The sequence below is a fragment of the Psychrobacter sp. P2G3 genome (genome assembly GCF_001593285.1).
GTDB lineage: Bacteria > Pseudomonadota > Gammaproteobacteria > Pseudomonadales > Moraxellaceae > Psychrobacter.
In genome coordinates this window covers 2,396,777-2,417,489 of record NZ_CP012529.1, presented here as the reverse complement: position 1 = coordinate 2,417,489, position 20,713 = coordinate 2,396,777, and the positions used below count along the sequence as shown (strand labels likewise).

The 20,713-nt window shown below is 41.8% G+C and carries 16 protein-coding genes and 1 tRNA gene; 11 read left to right on the top strand and 6 right to left on the bottom strand.

What is annotated here, in order from left to right:
* The first annotated feature begins 101 nt into the window (after nt 1-101).
* The 9 genes from AK823_RS09760 (at nt 102) to AK823_RS09720 (ending at nt 10,256) form a co-directional block, all read left to right on the top strand.
* Complete coding sequence (locus AK823_RS09760; protein WP_068328659.1) at nt 102-1,736, top strand: CTP synthase; 1,635 nt, start codon at nt 102-104, stop codon at nt 1,734-1,736.
* A 228-nt stretch (nt 1,737-1,964) separates the two neighbouring features.
* Nucleotides 1,965-2,840 carry a 3-deoxy-8-phosphooctulonate synthase gene (gene kdsA, locus AK823_RS09755; protein WP_068036864.1) on the top strand — a complete coding sequence of 292 codons (876 nt, stop codon included), beginning with the start codon at nt 1,965-1,967 and terminating at the stop codon, nt 2,838-2,840.
* Nucleotides 2,841-2,876: 36 nt separating this feature from the next.
* The gene (locus AK823_RS09750; RefSeq protein WP_068328657.1) at nt 2,877-3,131 is read left to right on the top strand and encodes a cation transporter; all 255 of its coding nucleotides are present in this window, start codon (nt 2,877-2,879) and stop codon (nt 3,129-3,131) included.
* A gap of 263 nt (nt 3,132-3,394) precedes the next feature.
* Nucleotides 3,395-3,619 carry a cation transporter gene (locus AK823_RS09745; RefSeq protein WP_068036854.1) on the top strand — a complete coding sequence of 75 codons (225 nt, stop codon included), beginning with the start codon at nt 3,395-3,397 and terminating at the stop codon, nt 3,617-3,619.
* A gap of 288 nt (nt 3,620-3,907) precedes the next feature.
* On the top strand, nt 3,908-6,268 hold the full coding sequence (locus AK823_RS09740) for a cation-translocating P-type ATPase (protein ID WP_068328655.1): 2,361 nt from the start codon (nt 3,908-3,910) through the stop codon (nt 6,266-6,268).
* Nucleotides 6,269-6,590: 322 nt separating this feature from the next.
* Nucleotides 6,591-7,907, top strand: a complete 1,317-nt coding sequence (gene eno, locus AK823_RS09735; protein WP_068036849.1) for a phosphopyruvate hydratase — start codon at nt 6,591-6,593, stop codon at nt 7,905-7,907.
* A gap of 111 nt (nt 7,908-8,018) precedes the next feature.
* Nucleotides 8,019-8,327: a septum formation initiator family protein gene (locus AK823_RS09730; protein ID WP_068036846.1), complete on the top strand. Its 309-nt coding sequence runs from the start codon at nt 8,019-8,021 to the stop codon at nt 8,325-8,327.
* A 128-nt stretch (nt 8,328-8,455) separates the two neighbouring features.
* Nucleotides 8,456-9,205, top strand: a complete 750-nt coding sequence (ispD, locus tag AK823_RS09725) for a 2-C-methyl-D-erythritol 4-phosphate cytidylyltransferase (RefSeq protein WP_228138841.1) — start codon at nt 8,456-8,458, stop codon at nt 9,203-9,205.
* 448 nt (nt 9,206-9,653) lie between these two features.
* Nucleotides 9,654-10,256 carry a BLUF domain-containing protein gene (locus AK823_RS09720; RefSeq protein WP_068036840.1) on the top strand — a complete coding sequence of 201 codons (603 nt, stop codon included), beginning with the start codon at nt 9,654-9,656 and terminating at the stop codon, nt 10,254-10,256.
* Between the two features lie 198 nt (nt 10,257-10,454).
* On the opposite strand, the gene AK823_RS09715 is transcribed toward AK823_RS09720, so the two are convergent.
* The 3 genes from AK823_RS09715 to pyrC form a co-directional block, all read right to left on the bottom strand.
* Nucleotides 10,455-10,530: transfer RNA gene (locus AK823_RS09715), tRNA-Glu, on the bottom strand.
* A 562-nt stretch (nt 10,531-11,092) separates the two neighbouring features.
* Nucleotides 11,093-11,752: a ribonuclease T gene (gene rnt / locus AK823_RS09710; RefSeq protein WP_068039308.1), complete on the bottom strand. Its 660-nt coding sequence runs from the start codon at nt 11,750-11,752 to the stop codon at nt 11,093-11,095.
* A gap of 277 nt (nt 11,753-12,029) precedes the next feature.
* Complete coding sequence (pyrC, locus tag AK823_RS09705; RefSeq protein WP_068328651.1) at nt 12,030-13,109, bottom strand: dihydroorotase; 1,080 nt, start codon at nt 13,107-13,109, stop codon at nt 12,030-12,032.
* A 537-nt stretch (nt 13,110-13,646) separates the two neighbouring features.
* Between pyrC and AK823_RS09700 the strand changes: the two genes are divergently transcribed.
* Nucleotides 13,647-14,885 carry an argininosuccinate synthase gene (locus AK823_RS09700; RefSeq protein ID WP_068328649.1) on the top strand — a complete coding sequence of 413 codons (1,239 nt, stop codon included), beginning with the start codon at nt 13,647-13,649 and terminating at the stop codon, nt 14,883-14,885.
* 142 nt (nt 14,886-15,027) lie between these two features.
* On the opposite strand, the gene AK823_RS09695 is transcribed toward AK823_RS09700, so the two are convergent.
* A complete protein-coding gene (locus AK823_RS09695) occupies nt 15,028-16,272 on the bottom strand; it encodes a hypothetical protein (RefSeq protein WP_068328647.1) in 1,245 nt (414 codons plus the stop codon).
* Nucleotides 16,273-16,444: 172 nt separating this feature from the next.
* Between AK823_RS09695 and AK823_RS09690 the strand changes: the two genes are divergently transcribed.
* On the top strand, nt 16,445-16,960 hold the full coding sequence (locus AK823_RS09690) for a L,D-transpeptidase (RefSeq protein WP_068328644.1): 516 nt from the start codon (nt 16,445-16,447) through the stop codon (nt 16,958-16,960).
* 133 nt (nt 16,961-17,093) lie between these two features.
* Here AK823_RS09690 and AK823_RS09685 read toward each other — a convergent pair whose 3' ends face one another.
* Nucleotides 17,094-18,707: a CYTH and CHAD domain-containing protein gene (locus AK823_RS09685; protein WP_068328641.1), complete on the bottom strand. Its 1,614-nt coding sequence runs from the start codon at nt 18,705-18,707 to the stop codon at nt 17,094-17,096.
* A 132-nt stretch (nt 18,708-18,839) separates the two neighbouring features.
* A complete protein-coding gene (locus AK823_RS09680; protein ID WP_068036815.1) occupies nt 18,840-20,426 on the bottom strand; it encodes an isocitrate lyase in 1,587 nt (528 codons plus the stop codon).
* Nucleotides 20,427-20,713 lie beyond the last annotated feature (287 nt).

Genomic DNA, 20,713 nt, shown 5'->3' with positions numbered 1-20,713 from the left:
ACTAGCAAAACCTAATAGTTTAAAAGTCTTTAAGCTTTTGCCCTATATTTTATGGCGCATTTTTAGTAAAATCCTCTTTTACCAATTACCGATAGAGTACTATGACCAAGTTTATATTTGTGACCGGTGGGGTAGTGTCCTCACTAGGGAAAGGTATTACCGCAGCTTCCCTTGCTGCGATACTCGAAGCGCGCGGCGTGAGTGTAACGATGACCAAGATGGATCCGTATATTAACGTTGATCCAGGTACGATGAGTCCGTTCCAGCATGGCGAGGTGTTCGTCACTGAAGATGGGGCGGAGACGGATTTAGATTTGGGTTATTATGAGCGTTTTTTACGCCATTCCAAGATGAGTAAGAGTAACAACTTTACCAGTGGTCGCATCTATCAGAATGTCCTGAATAAAGAGCGCCGCGGTGAGTATCTAGGTGGTACGGTACAGGTTATTCCACATATCACTGATGAGATTAAGAGTAAAATCTTAGCCAGTGGTGTGGGCTATGATATCGCCATTATTGAGATTGGTGGGACGGTCGGTGACATCGAGTCACTACCTTTTATGGAAGCCGTACGCCAGATGCAAGTAGAGCTTGGTCGCAATAGAGCCATGTTGATGCATTTGACGCTAGTACCTTATATTGCCAGTGCCGGCGAGACCAAAACTAAGCCTACTCAGCATTCAGTGAAAGAGCTGCGTTCTATTGGCTTGCAGCCTGATATTTTAATCTGTCGCTCTGACCATCATATCTCGCAAGATAATCGCCGTAAGATTGCATTGTTTACTAACGTTGAAGAACGTGCAGTCATCATGTGTGAAGATGCGCAAAGCATCTATCAAATACCGCGTACCCTTCATGAGCAAGATCTTGATGATCTAATCTGCGAGCGTTTCGGTCTTGATGTACCTGAAGCAGATTTGAGTGATTGGGACAAAGTGGTTGAAGCCCAGCTCAATCCTGAATCAACGGTTACCGTAGCGATGGTTGGCAAATATGTCGAATTGCCTGATGCCTATAAGTCTATCAACGAGGCGTTGCTACACGCAGGTATCACGCATAAGGCAGACGTTAAAATTGATTATATCGATGCTGAGCGTTTAGAAGATGATGACAGTTTATTGGCGCAGCTAAATAATGCTGATGCCATCTTGGTACCAGGTGGTTTTGGAGAGCGCGGTACCAATGGTAAGATAAAAGCCATCACTTATGCTCGTGAAAACAACGTGCCTTATCTAGGTATCTGCCTTGGTATGCAACTAGCTGTAATTGAGTATGCGCGTAATGTACTCAAAATTAATGCCAATTCTTCTGAGTTTGATCGCAAGACCGCTGAGCCTATCATTGGTCTGATTACTGAGTGGTTAGATGAGCGCGGCGAGCTACAGATTCGTAGTGATGATTCAGATCTTGGTGGCACTATGCGTTTGGGTGCTCAGCAAGCTGAACTGGTTGCTGGTAGCAAGCTGAGCCAAATCTATGGCGCAAGCAATATCACTGAGCGTCATCGCCATCGTTATGAGATGAACAATCGTTATATCGAACCATTAGAGCAAGCAGGCATGACCATATCAGGCTATTCTGCTAAGCAACATTTGGTTGAGTCGGTTGAGGTTGCCGATCATCCATGGTTTATCGCGGTTCAGTTCCACCCTGAATTTACCAGCTCACCGCGTGGTGGTCACCCACTGTTTAACAGTTTTGTTAAAGCTGCAAAAAATTATAGCGAAACTAAGTAATGGCATAATCATTACAGCTTTATCCACAATAAAAAAAGACTAATCTTCGGATTGGTCTTTTTTTGAATCATGTTTTTGTGACACTATGGTCTTAACGCCATGCCATCCATGATTATTGATTGATGACTACTGATTGTGTCTAATTACGCTTGTACACTTTTTTTAATTGGGCTATCGGTTACAATATGGGATAGCAATATGAATAACAATAAAGAGGGCAATGACTTCATGGATAACTTATTAACCGCGCAATCACATATTCAGCTTACTACTCCTAACAATAACACCATTAATATCGGTAACGATCAGCCATTTGTATTGTTCGGCGGTATGAATGTCTTAGAGTCAAAAGAGTTGGCATTTGAGATTGCTGAGCAGTATGTCGAGATATGCCAGCGTTTGGGCATCGGCTATGTATTCAAAGCCAGCTTTGATAAAGCCAATCGCTCGAGCCTACATTCGTATCGAGGCCCTGGGTTAGAGCAAGGTATTGATTGGCTAGGGCAAATTAAAGAGAAGTTCCAAGTGCCGATCATTACTGATGTGCATGAACCATATCAAGCGGCACCAGTGGCTGAGGTTGCTGATATTATCCAGCTTCCTGCGTTTTTATCACGCCAGACTGACTTGGTACATGCGATGGCTAAGACAGACGCCATCATCAATATTAAAAAAGCGCAGTTTTTAGCCCCGCACGAGATGCGCCATATCGTTAATAAATGCCTCGAAGGTGGAAACGATAAGCTTATCCTTTGTGAGCGCGGTAGTGCCTTTGGTTATAATAATCTAGTTGTTGATATGCTGGGCTTTGATACCATGAAGCAGATGGATATTCCAGTATTCTTTGATGTGACACATAGCTTACAGCAGCCGGGTGCACGTAGTGATAGTGCAGGTGGACGTCGTGAGCAAATAACGACGCTTGCCCGTGCAGGTATGGCAACAGGACTAGCAGGGCTGTTTTTAGAAGCGCATCCAAGCCCAGAAACGGCAAAGTGTGACGGCCCATGTGCATTGCGTATGAGTCAACTAGAGCCATTCTTACGTCAGCTGAAGCAGATTGATGATTTGGTCAAAGGCTTTGAGGTATTAGATACTCATTAATGTAGTCAATGTAAGAAATGATAAGAGGGTAAGATAATGGCCATTCAAATTGCACAAGTCAGTATTGAAAATATTGATGACGCAGAAGGTCTAGATAGTGTGATGATTGCTCTTAAGAATATTACAGGGGTGATCGCAATCGAGCTCGATCCTGATAAAGACATTGCTACCGTAAGCTACGATGATACCGATACCAGTATTCATGCCTTAACTGCCGCAATTAGCATGGTCGATTATGTTACCCAGCCGTTTCCTATTGATGCACCGCAAAATCCACATCATCATGATTAGCTATTGCCTGCAGGTTTTGCTCTAGAATAAGAGATGTTCCTTATCGTTTTGGCACAAATTTATGGTTCTGTTAATAAAGTAATAACCAATGAGTCTTGTTGTTAACGATAATACGGATTATGCTGATTAAGTATTGTTTTTATAAAACTTTAAAAGACAGTTATTTTAAAAATTAGTCTTTAGAAAATAACTATAAAAGCAGTTTATTTACTTATAAAAATATTCATCTATAAAAACTCATTTACAAGAATAAGGAGCCTAACATGGCAGACCAAACACGTATTATTAAAATTGATGGCATGACTTGTGGTGGCTGTGTGGCAAGCGTCCATAATGCCACCGCCGATATCGATGGTTTAGATGATATCAGTATCGAGCTTGCAGACAATCAAGCGACGGTAACCTTTGACGATAGCAAAACCAGTGCAGAAGCTATTGCATCTGCTATCGACGAAGCTGGATTTGATGCGACCGTCGCTAACTCTTAAGCATTGTCGTTTATGTAAGAAAACCAGCTATCATGGCTGGTTTTTTAATGGATATTTTAATGAACAGTCGTTATGAATATGGGGTTGCTTCTGTAACTTCACTGGCTTACTGTTATTGATTTGCAGAGAGCATCTGACTTGAATAGACAGCAGTCGTAACCATTTAATATTAACACTGATATTTAATTTTAGAATGTCTTACTTGTTTCATTTAGATTTCCTATCCACTGATATCTTTATTAATCATACGAATTTATAAACGCTATAACGCAATGACGAGTTCTATTTATGAATGATTCTACCCGTACCGCCAATGACCAGTCCTATGATGTTGAGACTGATATTCAGTCTAATACGACGCTCGCGCCCGAGCGTGCACACCTGCAACTGGCCATTGATGGAATGACATGTCAGGCTTGTGCCTCACGCATCGAGAAGGTACTTAATAAAAAGCCGTCGGTATATGAGGTGAGTGTAAACTTCGCTGGCGAGACCGCCAATGTAGATTACGATCCGACGCAGACCACGCCCGAGCAAGTCACGGATTGGGTAAATAAGACGGGTTTCGTTGCAAACTTGCAGGCAGGTGATAGCTTGTTTGCGAAAACAGATAAAGATACGGCGACTGAATACCCATGGCGACTGATTGGGTTATGGATTTGCTTGGTGCCATTTTTAGTTGGTATGGCAGGCATGCTTTTCGGTCAGGGTATGTCATGGATGCTACCGGTCTGGATGCAGTTTGTCTTAGCGACAATTGTACAATTTGGACTGGCGTTACCATTTTATAAAAGCGCTTGGGCGTCAATCAAAGGTGGTCTTGCCAATATGGATGTGCTGGTGGTCATCGGTACGGTAACCATTTGGGCATACTCAACTTATTTATGGCTCACTCATGGCGATGGCACCTTAAGTAGTCTTTTGCAAAGTGGTCATGCTGGTGGTCACGGTGCGGATAGCGGTCCTGCGGTGTATTTTGAAGCAGGGGTAATGGTCATTGCGTTTGTTCGTACGGGTAAATATCTTGAAGAGCGCACCAAAAAGCACAGCCTTAATAGTATTGATTTATTATTGTCATTAACTCCTGATGAAGTCGAGCAACAGCAGCCGAATGGCGACTTTCATAATGTTGCCCTGCAAGATGTGCAGATTGGTAATATTTTGCGCGCTAAGCAAGGGAGCCGCGTAGCAACTGATGGTACGGTTATCGGTGGCAGTGGTTGGTGTGTGGAGAGTCATTTAACTGGTGAGTCAGTACCACTCAAAAAAGAAGAGGGCGATGGACTACTAGCAGGCGCTCTAGTCGAAAACGGCAGCTTACTATATCGCGTCAGTGCTAAAGGCAGCGATACGAAGCTTGGTGATATGGTACAGGCGCTCAGTGATGCGCAAGGCTCAAAAGCCAATTTAGCGCGACTTGCCGATAGAGTAACGGCAGTATTTGTCCCAGTCGTAGTGGCGATTGCTATTGTCACTTTTGGGCTGACATGGTGGTTGACCGGTATGATTGACATCGCCTTGATGCATGCAGTGTCTGTATTAGTCATTGCCTGTCCGTGTGCACTTGGTTTGGCCACACCAGCCGCTATCATGGCTGGTATGGGTGTCGCTGCGCGTCATGGCGTTTGGTTTAAAGACGCGCAAAGCCTAGAAGCCGCAGGTAATATTGATACCGTTGTCTTGGATAAAACAGGCACATTAACCATCGGTAAGCCTACTATCGTGGACAATGTGATGGTAGATAAGTCGCTTGCCATTGATGATGTCTTACAAATTGCCGCGAGCGTTGAGGCGCATGCCAGCCACCCCTTAGCGACTGCGCTTATCAATGCGGCTACCGCGCGAAACTTACCGTTAATGAATGTGACTGATATTAGCGTCATCAAAGGCGCTGGTATACAAGCAAATATCGAAGGCTTAGGTCTTGTAAAAGTCGGTACCGCAGAGTTTGCTAACTTGACGTTGCCAAAGCTGATGCCAAAGGTATGGCAAATTGCTAGTACCGTTGCGATTAGTATTAATGATGAGCCGCTTGGTGCTTTTGCCCTTGCTGATGACTTAAAGGCTGATACGCCGCAAGCCATTACCGCGCTACAGGATTCTGGTATCAATGTCATTTTGATGAGTGGTGATAAGCAGTCCGTCGTCGATCATGTGGCAGGGCAGCTGGGTATTGAACAAGCTTACGGTAAAATGAGCCCTCGTGATAAAGCAAGCCAAATTGCCTTATTGCAAACCGCTGGTCATAAAGTTGCGATGGCAGGTGATGGTGTCAACGATGCGCCAGCGATGGCAACAGCGGATGCCAGCTTTGCCATGTTTGAGGGTACTGATGTTGCTCAGCATAGCGCCTCTGCACGCTTGATGGGCGAGTCGCTCATGCATATCGATGCTGCGCAAAAAATTGCTCAAGCAACACTGCGTAATATCAAGCAAAATTTGTTTTTTGCTTTTATCTATAATTGCCTTGGTATTCCGCTTGCCGCTTTTGGCTTTTTAAACCCTATGATTGCCGCCGCCGCTATGGCGCTTAGCTCCATTTCAGTATTAATGAATGCGCTACGATTGACACGATTTAAAACAGAGGTGGAGCTACATAATACGGTATCCCCATCTGATATGGAAACGCAAAGCTCAGCGAAGATATAAATATCATATCGTCTTTGATATTATATGCACTTAAACGAGACTATAACCGCTAGCATCATTACTTATGTTTGATTTTATGGGCGCAAGTTGGTGTAAGATAAGGGAAGTTTGGCAAAATATATGCTATTATGCCAAGCACTATAGTCAAGTATTTGATGCATCAATTAGACATTTAAAAATGTCAAAAAGTAGCTGGCTGTATAGATGTCTAAAGTAACTTTAGACACGGATGCTATATGATATTTTGCTTTATCTTTTTTGTATTCTAGTTGCCGTTATTTATCCCACAAACTTGGCATGACCAAAGGAATTAACAGACATTATGTACGCTGAAGAAACCAACAACGTCACCGCAATTAAAGACATTCGCGCTCGTGAGATTTTAGACTCGCGCGGTAACCCAACGATTGAAGCCGATGTAATTTTAGCCGATGGTACTATCGGCCGTGCTGCTGCTCCAAGCGGCGCTTCTACTGGCTCGCGTGAGGCGCTTGAGCTGCGTGATGGCGACAAAGATCGCTATATGGGTAAAGGCGTTAAAAAAGCCGTTGCCAACGTTAATAGCCAGATTCGCAGTGCTTTGGTAGATAAAGATGTTACAGAGCAGCAAGGTATCGATGACGCTATGATTGCGTTAGATGGTACAGAAAACAAAGACAGTCTTGGTGCTAATGCGATGCTAGCCGTGTCACTGGCGACTGCCAAAGCTGCTGCTAAGTCACAAAATCTGCCATTACATCAATACATTGCCAACTTACGTAATCAGACGTCGCTGACGATGCCTGTACCGATGATGAACATCTTAAACGGTGGCGAGCATGCGGATAATACGGTTGATATCCAAGAGTTTATGATTGAGCCAGTTGGTTTCACCAGCTTCTCAGAAGCGCTGCGTGCTGGTACGGAGATTTTCCATAGCTTAAAGTCTGTTTTGAAATCACAAGGCTTGAATACAGCAGTCGGCGATGAAGGCGGCTTTGCACCGAACTTACGTAGCAATGAAGAAGCTATCACTGTTATCATGCAGGCGATTGAGCAAGTTGGCTATAAAGCGGGTGAAGATATTCATTTGGCTTTAGACTGTGCTGCTAGCGAGTTCTATAAAGATGGTCAATACATCTTGGCAGGCGAGGGCAATAAGGCTTTCGATAGTCAAGGATTCTCCGACTATTTAGTTGGATTGGCACGTCAATATCCTATTATCTCTATCGAAGACGGTCTTGATGAGTCAGATTGGGATGGTTGGAAGTATTTGACTGAGCAGATTGGTGATAAGGTTCAGTTGGTTGGTGATGATTTATTTGTGACCAATCCTGCTATTTTACAAGAAGGTATTGATAAGCATATCGCCAATGCAATTTTGATTAAGTTTAACCAAATTGGTACATTATCAGAAACGTTAGATGCGATTTACCTTGCCAAGAAAAATGGCTATGCAACGATTATCTCGCATCGTTCAGGTGAAACTGAAGATAGTACTATTGCAGATTTAGCGGTTGGTACTGCTGCTGGTCAGATCAAAACTGGCTCACTATGCCGTTCAGATCGCGTCGCGAAATATAATCAGTTGCTACGTATCGAACAACAAGTCCGTGCAAGCTATCGTGGCCGTGAAGAGTTCATTGGTCTACGTGGTTAAGAAGCTGAACTTATAGCTAAAGCTAGGCGATATATCATTATTTGTATTTCGCCTAGCAAGTTTAGTTAATGTCCATTTTATTATCTCTATATGGTTTGGCGTTATCACTTTATGAAATACTTAAGCCAATTTATATTACTCGCTCTAGCTGTTGCAGTACTTTTGGGTCTGCAATATCAGTATTGGCTGGGTGAAAATGGTCGCTTTGAGCGCAACAAACTGTTAACTCAAATTGAAGATCAGCAGCGCTTGAATGACAATCAAGTGGCGGCAAACAACCTGTTACGTACCGATGTCCATGATTTAAAAAATGGTCTTGAAGCAGTAGAAGAGCATGCTCGTTTAGATTTGGGCTTGATTAAGCCAAATGAGACTTTTGTACAAGTATCAACCGCACCAACCACGCACAGCCGCTATTGATTTTCTAAAGATTTATCTTCTTCTCTTACCTACAATAGAGACGTTGTACATCTTAAACTATTCACTTCTCCTAGCTTTGATTTTTGTCTAACCATACTGTCATGGGCTCAAACCATGAGTACTACCTTATGAATACTATACCTCGTATACATGCCATGATCGTCGCTGCTGGTCGCGGTAGTCGTTTTGGTGCGTCTATAGCCAAGCAATATATCCAGCTGCAAGATCAGACGCTGCTACAGCATAGTGTGGCAAGGCTTGCGTGTAGTACTTATATTGATAAGTGCTTATTGGTAATAGCGGCAAATGACAGCACAGCACAGACGTTAGATTTTGCACTTCCTATACATTATGCTGTCGGTGGAATTGAGCGTTGGCAGTCAGTACAGGCAGGGGTAGAGGCCATCAGTAATGCAGGTGCTAAGGATTCAGATCTAGTGCTGATACATGATGCTGCGCGTCCTGCTGTGCCCAGTCATGATATCGATCAAGTTATTGAAGCGGCGATACTAGAGCCTTATGGCGCTATTTTAGCCACACCTGTGGCTGATACCCTAAAAGAGTCCTATCTCCAGTCTACTGCCCAATCTGAGCTCGTAGATAATACAATAAGTAGCAGCACACATCCTTATGCTAAACGTACTATCGACCGTAGTAATATGTGGCAAGCACAAACCCCGCAAGTCTTTCGACTAGATCAGCTGCAGAAAGTACTAGCATATGTCGCTGAACATCAACTAGCTATTACCGATGAAGCCAGTGCTTTCGAACACTTACAGCTGCCTATTCGACTCGTTACTGGCAGTCGTCAAAATATCAAACTTACCTATCCTGAAGATGCTACGTTGCTAGCCGCTATTCTCAACGCTCAAAGCTAGACCATTGTATTAACGAAGCTTTTTTATAAATAGAATTCGTTAATACCACCCTTCCTATTTGTTCTCTGGTCTTTTAGCTTTATTATTGTAAGCACTCCTTATTCACAACTAACTCTCAATAGATTGTGTTGTCAGAATTCTTTATTCAACCTATTTTTGGTTCTAGTCAACTTAATCCCTTTAAATATCAGCCTTTCCGAATATAATAGAAGATGAAAAATTGTTTAGTTACAATAATTTATTGTTGTATTAACGTAATGAGTTGCTTAGTTGACCTAACTGCCTTATGATGTAACCAAGTTAATACAATTAATAATAAAAACTTATAATATCAATAATATGACAAGGCATAAAAATTCTGTTTTCTGTCTTATTTATTATATTTTAAAGTCTAGAGGCGTTTATTCGTCTAATGTTAAGGGGCATTTGATTGTCGCACGTTACTACTATGAACCATTTAGAAGAGATTGATCTTTACCAGTTTGTATATGTTAGCCGGATTACTTCAACGGGGCTATCTGGCGCTAGCACACTAAATGATATTGCTGAAATTTCTATAAAAAATAATAAAGATGATGATATTACTGGTGTACTTTGTTATGGCAATGGATACTTTTTCCAATGCGTAGAGGGTACAGAGCAAGTACTAACTAATTTGAAAAATCGATTACTCATGGATGATAGGCATAAAGATATCCAAACTTTAGATTTCTGTGCGATTAGCGAGCGCGGATTTACTGGTTGGTCATTACGCTCCATCATACTTGAACGTTGGATGATCAGTGATCCTAAAGCCAAGGCACTTATGCCTTTTAAACCCTATAACTGGGCTCCTAATGAGTGGAAACAATTTTTGAAAATTTTGAAAGGTTATTATAAAGAGCAAGAAAAGACAGGTGAAGTCGATGCTCAGCCAATTAAGTACAATGCACTAGGTTTAACATTAGGTAAAGTTGTAGGGCAGCATCAAGCTTTTTTCTTAATTCAAACTGTATTGGGTGCGCTAATCATATTGGCATTATTATGGTTTATGCTATCTGATAAATTCTAATAAAGTATTGATTCTTAGTGTTCTATAATAAAAGCCAGCGTCCTGCTGGCTTTTTGTGTTGTGTATATCTGGTTATGTTATCTACGTCTGGAATAATGCGATTGCTAGAAAAAGATAGGCATAAAAAAACCCGTAAAATCTATAAGATTTTACGGGTTTCAAAAGTGCTAAAACAATTGCCAATAGCGCTTTAATATGTGGCGTCCCCAGGGGGATTCGAACCCCCGTTACCGCCGTGAAAGGGCGGTGTCCTAGGCCTCTAGACGATGGGGACTAGGTACTGCACCTTCAGCTGCTTTCACCATTTATGCTGAAGTGGTGCACATTCTAATGGCGTCTGCGCTTTGTGTCAAGCCTTTTTCTTCGTCTTTTTAAAATTAAATATCTTTTTTTGATAGCACGGCGTGGATGTAAGTCATTACTCTTTAAATGATGGCGAATCCATAGAGAGGTACAGGTGCTGATAGTCAAAGCGAGTATCATGTAACCAATGATAGTACCCCATAACTTAAATTGTGGATCCATGATAAAGCCCCTCCGTAGTTCCCTAATTAGCATATTACATATACTAGTTGGGATATGAGTAACTTAAGTCATCTATAGGACATCACATTGAGACAGACGGAATCCATAAAAAGAAAGCGAACCATCAGTTTTGTTCAGAGAGTACAATATACAAACCTCGAGTGACAGTTATCTTGCTTGTCATTTATCATCATCCTAACAGTTACGTCCTTATTGATTATAAAATCAAGATGGCAAAGTTATTCCAAAAATAAAATTATCTGGCTAATCATAATGATGAATAGACATAATCGATATCTGCATGCTACTGGTTATTCATCGTCGTTGTCAGTTAACTCTACCTCTGTTTGCTCAGTATGTAAAGCATTGGGCAACATAGGGTACTGGTTTAGAATATGACAAAATAGCTCGGCTGTCTTTTGAGTATCATAAAGTGCTGAGTGAGCATGACTACCATCAAACTCAAGCCCAGCAGCTTTACAAGCACGTGCTAGTACTGTTTGACCAAAGGCCAACGCTGATAAAGTAACCGTATCAAACACTGAAAATTGATGGAACGGGTTATGGTTTTTGCTATTAGTACGCATTACTGCGGCATTCAAGAATGCTAAGTCAAAATGCGCATTATGACCGACTAGTACACATTGACGACAGTCTTCAGCACGGCGTACTTCTTTTAGTCCTTTAAAGATCCGACGTAGCGCAGTCTTTTCATCTTCTGCAATTGCTTTACGCATAGGGTTGTTAGGATCTATACCAGTGAATGCCAGTGATCTTGGCTCTAGATTGGCACCTTCGAAAGGTTCAATATGAGCATTGAGTGCTTCTCCTGGGTAAAATACTCCATGCTCGTCTAATAAGATTGGAATACAAGCAATTTCTAGTAGTGCATCGGTCTGCGCATTAAATCCTGCTGTCTCAACATCGACAATGACGGGTACAAACTTACGAAAGCGCTCTTTCATAGTCATTGGAGCTGAATCTTGCTCAGTCTCATTTGTATTGGTACTAGAGCAGACATCAGTAGTTGACTGCATATTTAGAGTGCTATCAGAAGCAATGCTGGCTTGAGTGTTTAATGAGTCGTCAGTAGACAAGGTAGCTTTGTTTTGGGTGGTCATATTAAGTTAAGTCACTTCTATCGGTGATGCGAATACATTGAGATGCTGTTAATGTCCAATGCTATCAAAACAATAGCCATTGAACACTCGCAGCATCTCGATAGCATTGAGAGGATTTGTGTACTGTTTATGCTTTGATGGACCAGGGTAGCATCTCACCAGCCATTAGTGGTGTAAGCGTTTGCCCATCAAAGTAAGGGTAACCTGTAGGCACTTGCATAGGGTTATTCGTTAAGGTCACGGTAGTTTCGTTAACTGGTAGGCCATAAAACTGTGCACCAAAAAGGCTAGTGAAACCTTCTAATTTATCAATTTTGCCGACACTATCAAATGCGGTCGCATATAAGGGTAGGGCAATTGATGAGCTGTAGCAGCCAGCACAGCCACAAGCGGCTTCTTTTTTATCTGTTGCATGTGGCGCTGAATCAGTTCCCAAAAAGAATTTTGGACTGCCACTAGTAGCAACATTTAGCAGTACTTCTTGGTGTTGTTTACGTTTTAAGATGGGCAAACAATAAAAATGCGGCTTGATACCACCCAATAGCATGTGGTTACGGTTGAACATCAAGTGCTGCGGGGTAATAGTGGCTGCAACTTGATTACCTTGTGCTAAGACAAAGTCAGCCGCGTCACTAGTAGTAATATGCTCCATCACAATTTTGAGAGTAGGGAATTTAGCAATAATTTGCCCAAGCACCTCTTCTAAAAAGCGTTTTTCACGATCAAAAATATCGACATGGTCGTGCGTTACTTCACCGTGTAGTAGTAGTGGTAAATTATACTTTTCCATGGCTTCGAACACATCAACGCAGGCATTAATATCAGTCACGCCATCAGCAGAGTTGGTTGTAGCGCCCGCAGGATACAGTTTGACCGCTTGTACGATACCTGATTGGGCAGCTACTTCAATATCTTTTGCGGTAGTTTGATCAGTTAGATATAAAGTCATACGTGGGTCAAAAGCAGCTTTGCGCTCAGCATCCAAATTACTATCGTGCAAATGCTGCATGATACGAGCGCGATAGGCACGCGCATCATCAGTATTTTTAACTGGTGGTACTAGATTTGGCATACAGATGACGCGATTAAAGCTTGCCGCCGCATGCGCTACAGTGGTGGCAAGTGCTTTATCATCACGCAAGTGAATATGCCAATCGTCTGGCTGAAGGATAGTTAACTCTTTAATGGAATCAGTAATTGGGGTCATAGTTTTCTATGTCTTAAGGTATAGTGAAAAAAGATGATAGTAAAAGACGCTAAGGCGCAAGTTTTGTAATAATTGCTATCGTTAAAAAAAGGTATATAAAGGGTATAGATGAAAATAAAACATCAGAGTTGCTGCTATGGGTTGAGATAGGTTCTTTGACCCGTCGTCTCAAATTCAAAAATTATGGTTAAATATTTTGCTTAACATAAGGTTGTTTATTTTATAACAATGCTTATCCGTCATAATGTTTATTTACATCGATATTTGGCTCTTTACTATCATAGCAGATTTGACTGCTTGACTAAATATGCAACCAAATATAACTACGCAATCCTTGAATACCTTTTTCATGATTATCACTACAATTATCATCAATATCGCTAGCAAATATAAGATGAATTGTTGATAAATCATGACTCGTAAGAGAGTTACACTTTTGCCAATTGTGAATATGATGTACACTGAGTAGGCAATTTATACTTCAATTCATTCTTAGCATCTTTTCTGATAACTAAATTCTTATATTAGGAGTTATTCATGGCTCAGCTTGATCCAAAAAATATCAATAAAATCGTATTGGCATATTCAGGTGGCCTTGATACCTCAATCATCGCTAAATGGCTTCAAGAAACCTATGATGCCGAAGTGATTACTTTTACTGCTGACATTGGTCAAGGTGAAGAGGTAGAGCCGGCGCGCGCTAAAGCTGAAGCGATGGGCATCAAACATATCCATATCGAAGACTTACGTGAAGAATTTGCCCGCGATTATGTATTTCCTATGTTCCGTGCCAATGCTATTTATGAAGGTGAGTATCTGCTCGGTACTTCTATCGCCCGTCCACTGATTGCCAAACGATTGGTCGAGATTGCCAAAGAACACAATGCTGACGCTATCAGCCATGGTGCGACCGGTAAAGGCAATGACCAAGTGCGTTTTGAGCTCGGTGCTGTTGCCTTGTCTCCAGATGTTGTGACCATTGCGCCTTGGCGTGAGTGGGATTTGTCTAGCCGTGAAAGCTTGATGGAATATGCTAAAGAGCATAATATTGCGATCGATTATGCGGGTAATAAGACCAAATCTCCTTACTCAATGGATGCTAACTTACTGCATATCTCTTATGAGGGCGGTATCCTAGAAGATCCATATGCTGAAGCAGAAGACGATATGTGGCGTTGGTCAGTCAGCCCAGAAGAAGCACCTGATGAAGCGCAATATCTAGAATTAGAATACGAAAAAGGTGATATCGTTGCGATTGACGGCGAGACACTCAAGCCATATGAGATTATGATTAAGCTAAATGAAATCGGTGGCAAGCATGGTATCGGACGTTTAGATATCGTAGAAAACCGTTACGTTGGTATGAAGTCACGTGGTTGCTACGAGACACCAGCTGGTACAATTATGTTAAAAGCGCATCGCGGCATTGAGTCATTAACGCTAGATCGTGAAGCGGCGCATCTAAAAGATGAGCTAATGCCACGCTATGCTAAAACTATCTACAATGGTTACTGGTTTAGTCCTGAACGTATGATGTTACAAGCTTTGATTGATAAATCACAAGAGTATGTAAACGGTACGGTACGTGTGAAGTTGTACAAAGGTGCTGTTAGCGTCGTTGGTCGTAAGTCAGATGATTCTTTGTTCGATGAAAAAATCGCGACTTTTGAAGATGATGCTGGCGCGTATGATCAAAAAGATGCGGAAGGTTTCATCCGTCTAAATGGTCTACGTCTAGCTATTGAAGCCAGCCGTGGTCGTGACTTATCAAAATGAGATTTATAGACTATTGATAGTCAAGTAAGCCTTTAGATTACAGAAAAAACAGAGACCTATATCAATAGTGTCTCTGTTTTTTATTGCTACTAAATTTTATTAAAAGCCTATTTTATGAACATGCTCTAATAGCTAATCTCTTCTATTCAGTTTTTGCTGCTTTCTTAATATCAGTTTCACCATTGTCTACCATTACAATGGCTACATCCTGCTGTTGACGTTCTTCCATGAGGTCTTGCTTTAACACTTCTGCCGTTGCAGGTATGGCGCCATTAGATTTCTGCGTTTGGTATTTTAAGGTCGCAAGTGCACTGAGACTACCAATAACCAAAATAATAATCAGGATAATGGGGTTTTTCCAAATAGGGACTGGTGCATCGTATTCAATTGGTATCTCGCTAGTAGTTGCTGGCGTACTTTCACTGTTACCGCCGATTAGTCCTAAACTTACCAAAGGTGGTTTTGGTGGGTTTTCAGGTTCAGAGGTAATGCGCAAACGATCGCGCTGCAAGTAGATTTCTGAAATTTTGGCCAGCTGTAATAGCCAGCGTTGATGCGGCAACGTGATGGCCGTCATTTCTGCAAATATCAACAAGTCATTATGCCCGCCTTGCTGCAAATTGTCAGATGAACGGCCGATGGCTTTTAGATAGTGACCAGTTGCCAGCTGCATATCTTGTACCGGTTTATAATTATCGGGTTTGAATGCGGTCAGCTCATACCAATAAGGGTCGAAAGGTGGGGGCACGCTTGATAGTTGCTTGTTATTAAAGACATTAAGCTCTTTGCTATCCAATTCTAACTCTGTCGATTTTGTCGATATGGTATATTCTTTATTATCTGCAGGAGTTATCTTCGGCTCAATAGCTGCAAAGCGTTCAAGTGATAAAAACTGTGGTTGCAAAGCAAACCATTTGTCAATCTCATCATTATCAAGCTGGCTATAGTCCGCTAAGATTGCAAGCTCTCGTAAAACGATAACACACAGACAGGTGAGCAAGGTTTGGACCTGAGAGGTAGTAGCGTCAATCTTATTTGCTATGTATTCGCTAGCCTTGATCACATCAGTGCTGTCTTTAAATATTGCGTTGGCGACATCATGACGATGATATGACGTTACCTTGATGGTTGTAAAGTTCATAGAATTGTATCGACGTAGCTCTTTTACTGCACTACGATTAAATAGCTTTTTGCTAACAGACAGACCTTGATAACGCTGTTGATAAGCGAGTAGAGCACTTACAATCGCTTGTAAACCAAAGCCAACTGCAAGGCGTGTCTGTGGTAACGATAGTTGAGCGGCATCAGCTAATAACGACACCATTGGCTGAGTATCTTGGTATAAAAAGTCATACATCGACACACGTGTCGGTGAAATAGTCGTCATAATCTGCTAGCATCAAAAAGTGTGCCCCTATATTACGGTGCCAAATGTCTTGATACAATCCCTTAATAATAGAAATTTATAATCATTTTACTGATAATGCTATTAATCATGCTATTAATCATGCTATTAATCATGCTATTAATCATGTTATGAATGACAGCCGGAAGCTTTTATGATAAATAACAACCGCACCGATACGCAGCTAGTAATCAATATTGCTAAGCAAACTCTAACAGCATATCAGCAGCAAACTGAGCTTGCTCAATATAAAGTATCCACTGCTAAGAACGGCATTGGTAGCCAGCAAGATAGTGGTTGCACACCGCTCGGCAACCATATCATTGCCAAGAAGATAGGTAAGGATGAGCCTATGAATGCTGTGTTTGTTGGACGAGTATCTACGGGCGAGGTATATAGTGCTGAGCTTGGCGCGCTACATCCTGAACGTGATTGGATATTAAGCCGTATTTTATGGCTAAGTGGTCTTGAGGAAGGTGTTAATAAAGGCAGTAACAGTCAAGGCGGCTGTGATACGTATCAGCGTTATATCTATATTCATGGCACACCAGACACTGAACCTATGGGCGCACCATACTCCCATGGTTGTGTACGTATGCGTAATGAGGACATTATTGAGCTGTTTGAGAAGGTTGAAGAAGGCATAGCGGTTACTATTGTAGCTAGCTAGATACTGGTTTGGTCAATAAAGTTTATAAATAACTGGCGATGTTATATTCATTAATTTAAGGTTAAAAGAGACAGCTCTTATAAATGGAGCTGTCTCTTTTATTCTGCATTTTTATTATTTTTTATAAATACCTTTACCAAAATATCGAGCTGTCTTTCACTTTAGCCAAGTGTTTTTCAGTGCGTTTAAGGTCTTTTTTTAGCGTTGCAGCAAACCAGCCCGCACCATACAGCGCATTAGAGTTTTCTTCTGACTTTTGCTGATAACGTTGTTGATATTGAAGATGTTCACAATATCGACCCAATGATTTTTGCGCTTTTATCAAACGTTTTAACCAGCGTTTGGCTTTCTTTTTACCATCTTTCTTATTCAATAATGGCACGGCAAACTGATTGATATAGCGTAAATCTGTTAATTGGCGGTACAATTTATGCTGCGCTTGGTCTTTGTCACTGCTTTCTAAATTAACATTATGTGAATCAACGCTTTCCAAATCCTTACTATCAGAGCCATTGTCGCTGGCATCATTTTTACTTTCTAGGCTTTGCTCGGCTTTCACAAACTTTGTATGCTGCTTAGATAGTATTTTTGCCAGTTTATCATTGGCGCACTTATCAGCTTGCGGTTCAAGGTGCGGATCACTCATAACAAAGGCAATCAGCTCCAGTAGAGTTAGTTGAAAGTCATTGGCTGCTACCACATCGATAGGCTTAATTTTGAGTGCTTCGAGGTCTGCAGTCCAATCGACTACAGGCGCATTAAATTCTTGCAGTTTAGGCTCGATATATGAAGCAAGATAGGCGAGTTCACGATAGCTACCAAGTAAGGTCGCTGTTTGTTTTAGTATCGGCTGCCAGTCAGGGTTAAGCTCATCAGAAAAGCCAGTAAATGCTTGTAATGCAGCACGCAGGCGGTTAATACCAATGGATAGTTGTAAGATATGCTCATCATCTTTGCTGCCAGCCACGACAGCACTACTATTCGGTAATATCTGCAACAGACAATTATGCACTGCTGCGCGTACAAAGGCAGGTATGCTGCTGTCTTTGTTAATATTCAGCTGGCTCAGGTCAGCTTTAACCGCTGGACTATGATTTTGCCCAGTGATTAGTAGACCACCGCGCTCAGCTTTGGTGACGGTAGACAAGCAGAGCTTATAACGCTTACACCACGTTTTAGCAGTCGTAAATAAAAAGTCTAAATCTCCTGAGACCAGCTCAAACTCAATCTCTTGAATAGGATCGCGCTGGGTATCATCATGACCATGGATAACTTCTCCATGATCGTACGCCATCTCAATACTATTGCTATCCTCATCTTTACTGTCTTCCATTAACAAACGGGTAGTGCGCTTTACATCAGTAACATATTGGCGTGTTAGTTTTTGTGCCAGTTTTTTGAGCTTGAAATCGGCCAAAGTAGAAGCAATTGAGGTGTCTTTATAAATCGTCAAATCAGGCATTAGCTTATTATTATCCAGCATGGCCTGTACTTGTCCATTATCTAATATAGCATTATGCTCTAAACGTGCAGCAATACCATCGCCACCAGCTTTGATAGTCTGTACCCAGGTGTCGCCTTCTTTACGAATACGTAAGCCAATACCAGCCTGTGCAAGCTGTTGATCAGGTGTATCGTAATAATGCGCTGCCAGTTGCGTAATCTGTGAGGACTTGACTTGGGCTTGACGCATCAGGCTCTTTAGCCGCGACTCTGGTACTAAAAACTTTAGCTCTATTTCCTGCATGATGGCTCCTAATAATTCTGACTAATAACTATTAGTCTACCATTCTACAATTATTTAAGTTGCAATAAAAAAGCTGCCCTACATGATGTAGGGCAGCTTTTCTTGTAATCTGTACTTAGAGATGGTCGGTAATTAGAACTGGTTCATTGTGTTCTTGCCGCCGCCAGCTTTTAGAGCGTTGTCACCAGAGAAGATCTCTTTGTGATCATCACCAAGGTCAGAACCCGCCATTGCTTGGTGCTTAACACAAGCGATGCCTTCACGAATTTCTTTACGTTGTACGCCAGCTGCATAAGCAAGCATACCGTCTTCACCGAAGTAGCCTTTAGCAAGTTCATGAACGCTAAGTGCTGTCGTGTGGTAAGTAGGTAGCGTGATTAAGTGATGGAATACACCAGCTTCACGTGATGCATCACGTTGGAAGTTCTTAGCGGCAACGTCAGCTGCTGCATCAAGCTCAGTACCGTCATAATCAGCACTCATCAAGTCATCTTTATTGTATGCAGAAATGTCTTTACCTTCTTCTTCCCACTGAGCGATAACTTGCTTACGGAAATTAAGCGTCCAGTTGAATGATGGGCTGTTGTTATAAACTAGCTTAGCTTTAGGCTGTTGCTCTTTAATGCGATCAACCATCATTTTAATGTGTTCTACGTCTGGAGTCGGTGTTTCGATCCATAGTAGGTCAGCGCCGTTTTCTAGAGCGGTTACACAGTCAAGGACAACGCGGTCGATGTTAGTATCTTCACGGAACTGATATAGACCGTTTGGCAAGCGAACTGGACGTACAAGTTTGCCGTTGTGCTTAAGCAAGCTATCGTTCTCTTTCGCGTTCTCTAGCGTCACTTCTTCCATTTCGATGAAGTCGATGTACTGAGAAGCAAGATCGCCTGGCTCATTTGATACTGGGATTTTTTGCGTTAGTGATGCGCCTTCAGAGTCAGTACGAGCAACGATGATACCGTCTTCAACACCAAGCTCTAAGAATGCATAACGAATCGCATTGATTTTTGCGATATAATCTTCATGCGGTACAGTTACTTTACCAGCTTGGTGACCACATTGCTTAGCGTCAGATACTTGGTTCTCAACTTGGATAGCACAAGCACCAGCTTCGATCATTTGCTTAGTTAATAGGTAAGTCGCTTCTTCGTTACCGAAACCAGCATCGATATCAGCAATGATTGGCACAACATGTGAATCAAAGTTTTCGATTTTTTCTTGGATGGCTGTGGTATCTTGCCCCGCTTCTTCAGCAGCGTTTAGCTCACGGAAGTAGTCGTTTAGCACTTTAGCATCAGCTTGACGTAAGAACGTGTAGATTTCTGCGATTAGCTTAGGTACTGATGTTTTTTCGTGCATCGATTGGTCAGGTAGAGGACCGAACTCAGAACGTAAGGCTGCTACCATCCAACCTGATAGGTAGATGTAAGTTTTAGCAGTAGTACCAAAGTATTTTTTCTTAGCATACATAGTTTGTTGGGCAACAAAACCATGCCATGCACCTAGAGACTGCGTGTACTGAGATGTGTCGTTGTCATAATCTTCCATGTCTTGACGCATGATTTTTGCAGTGTACTTTGCAATGTCTAAACCAGTTTTGAAGCGGTTTTGTGCCATCATACGTGCAGCATCAGTTTCGCTGATATTCTGCCAGTTACCGTGTTTTTGCTTTAATTCACGTACTAAATCGATTGCTGATTTATAAGTAGTTGACATCTACAGTCTCCTTGGTGGGGTATTAAAAGTTTGACGAACAAATTCTAACGAGCACAGAATCAAGTGGTAAAATGATCGTAACTAAATTTGATTTGCGAGGAATTTACAGGGATTACGATTGTACTAACTTGCGTTGAAACTTAATTGCTATTGGTACTACTAAGGGCAAATTGAAGTCCGCCTCACAAACGGCGAATGACAATTTACTATAAATATTATCTCTATTACCCTAAACAAACCTGCTGTAAAATACAAGAGGTTTACTTGACTCTACTAGAAAAAGTAGT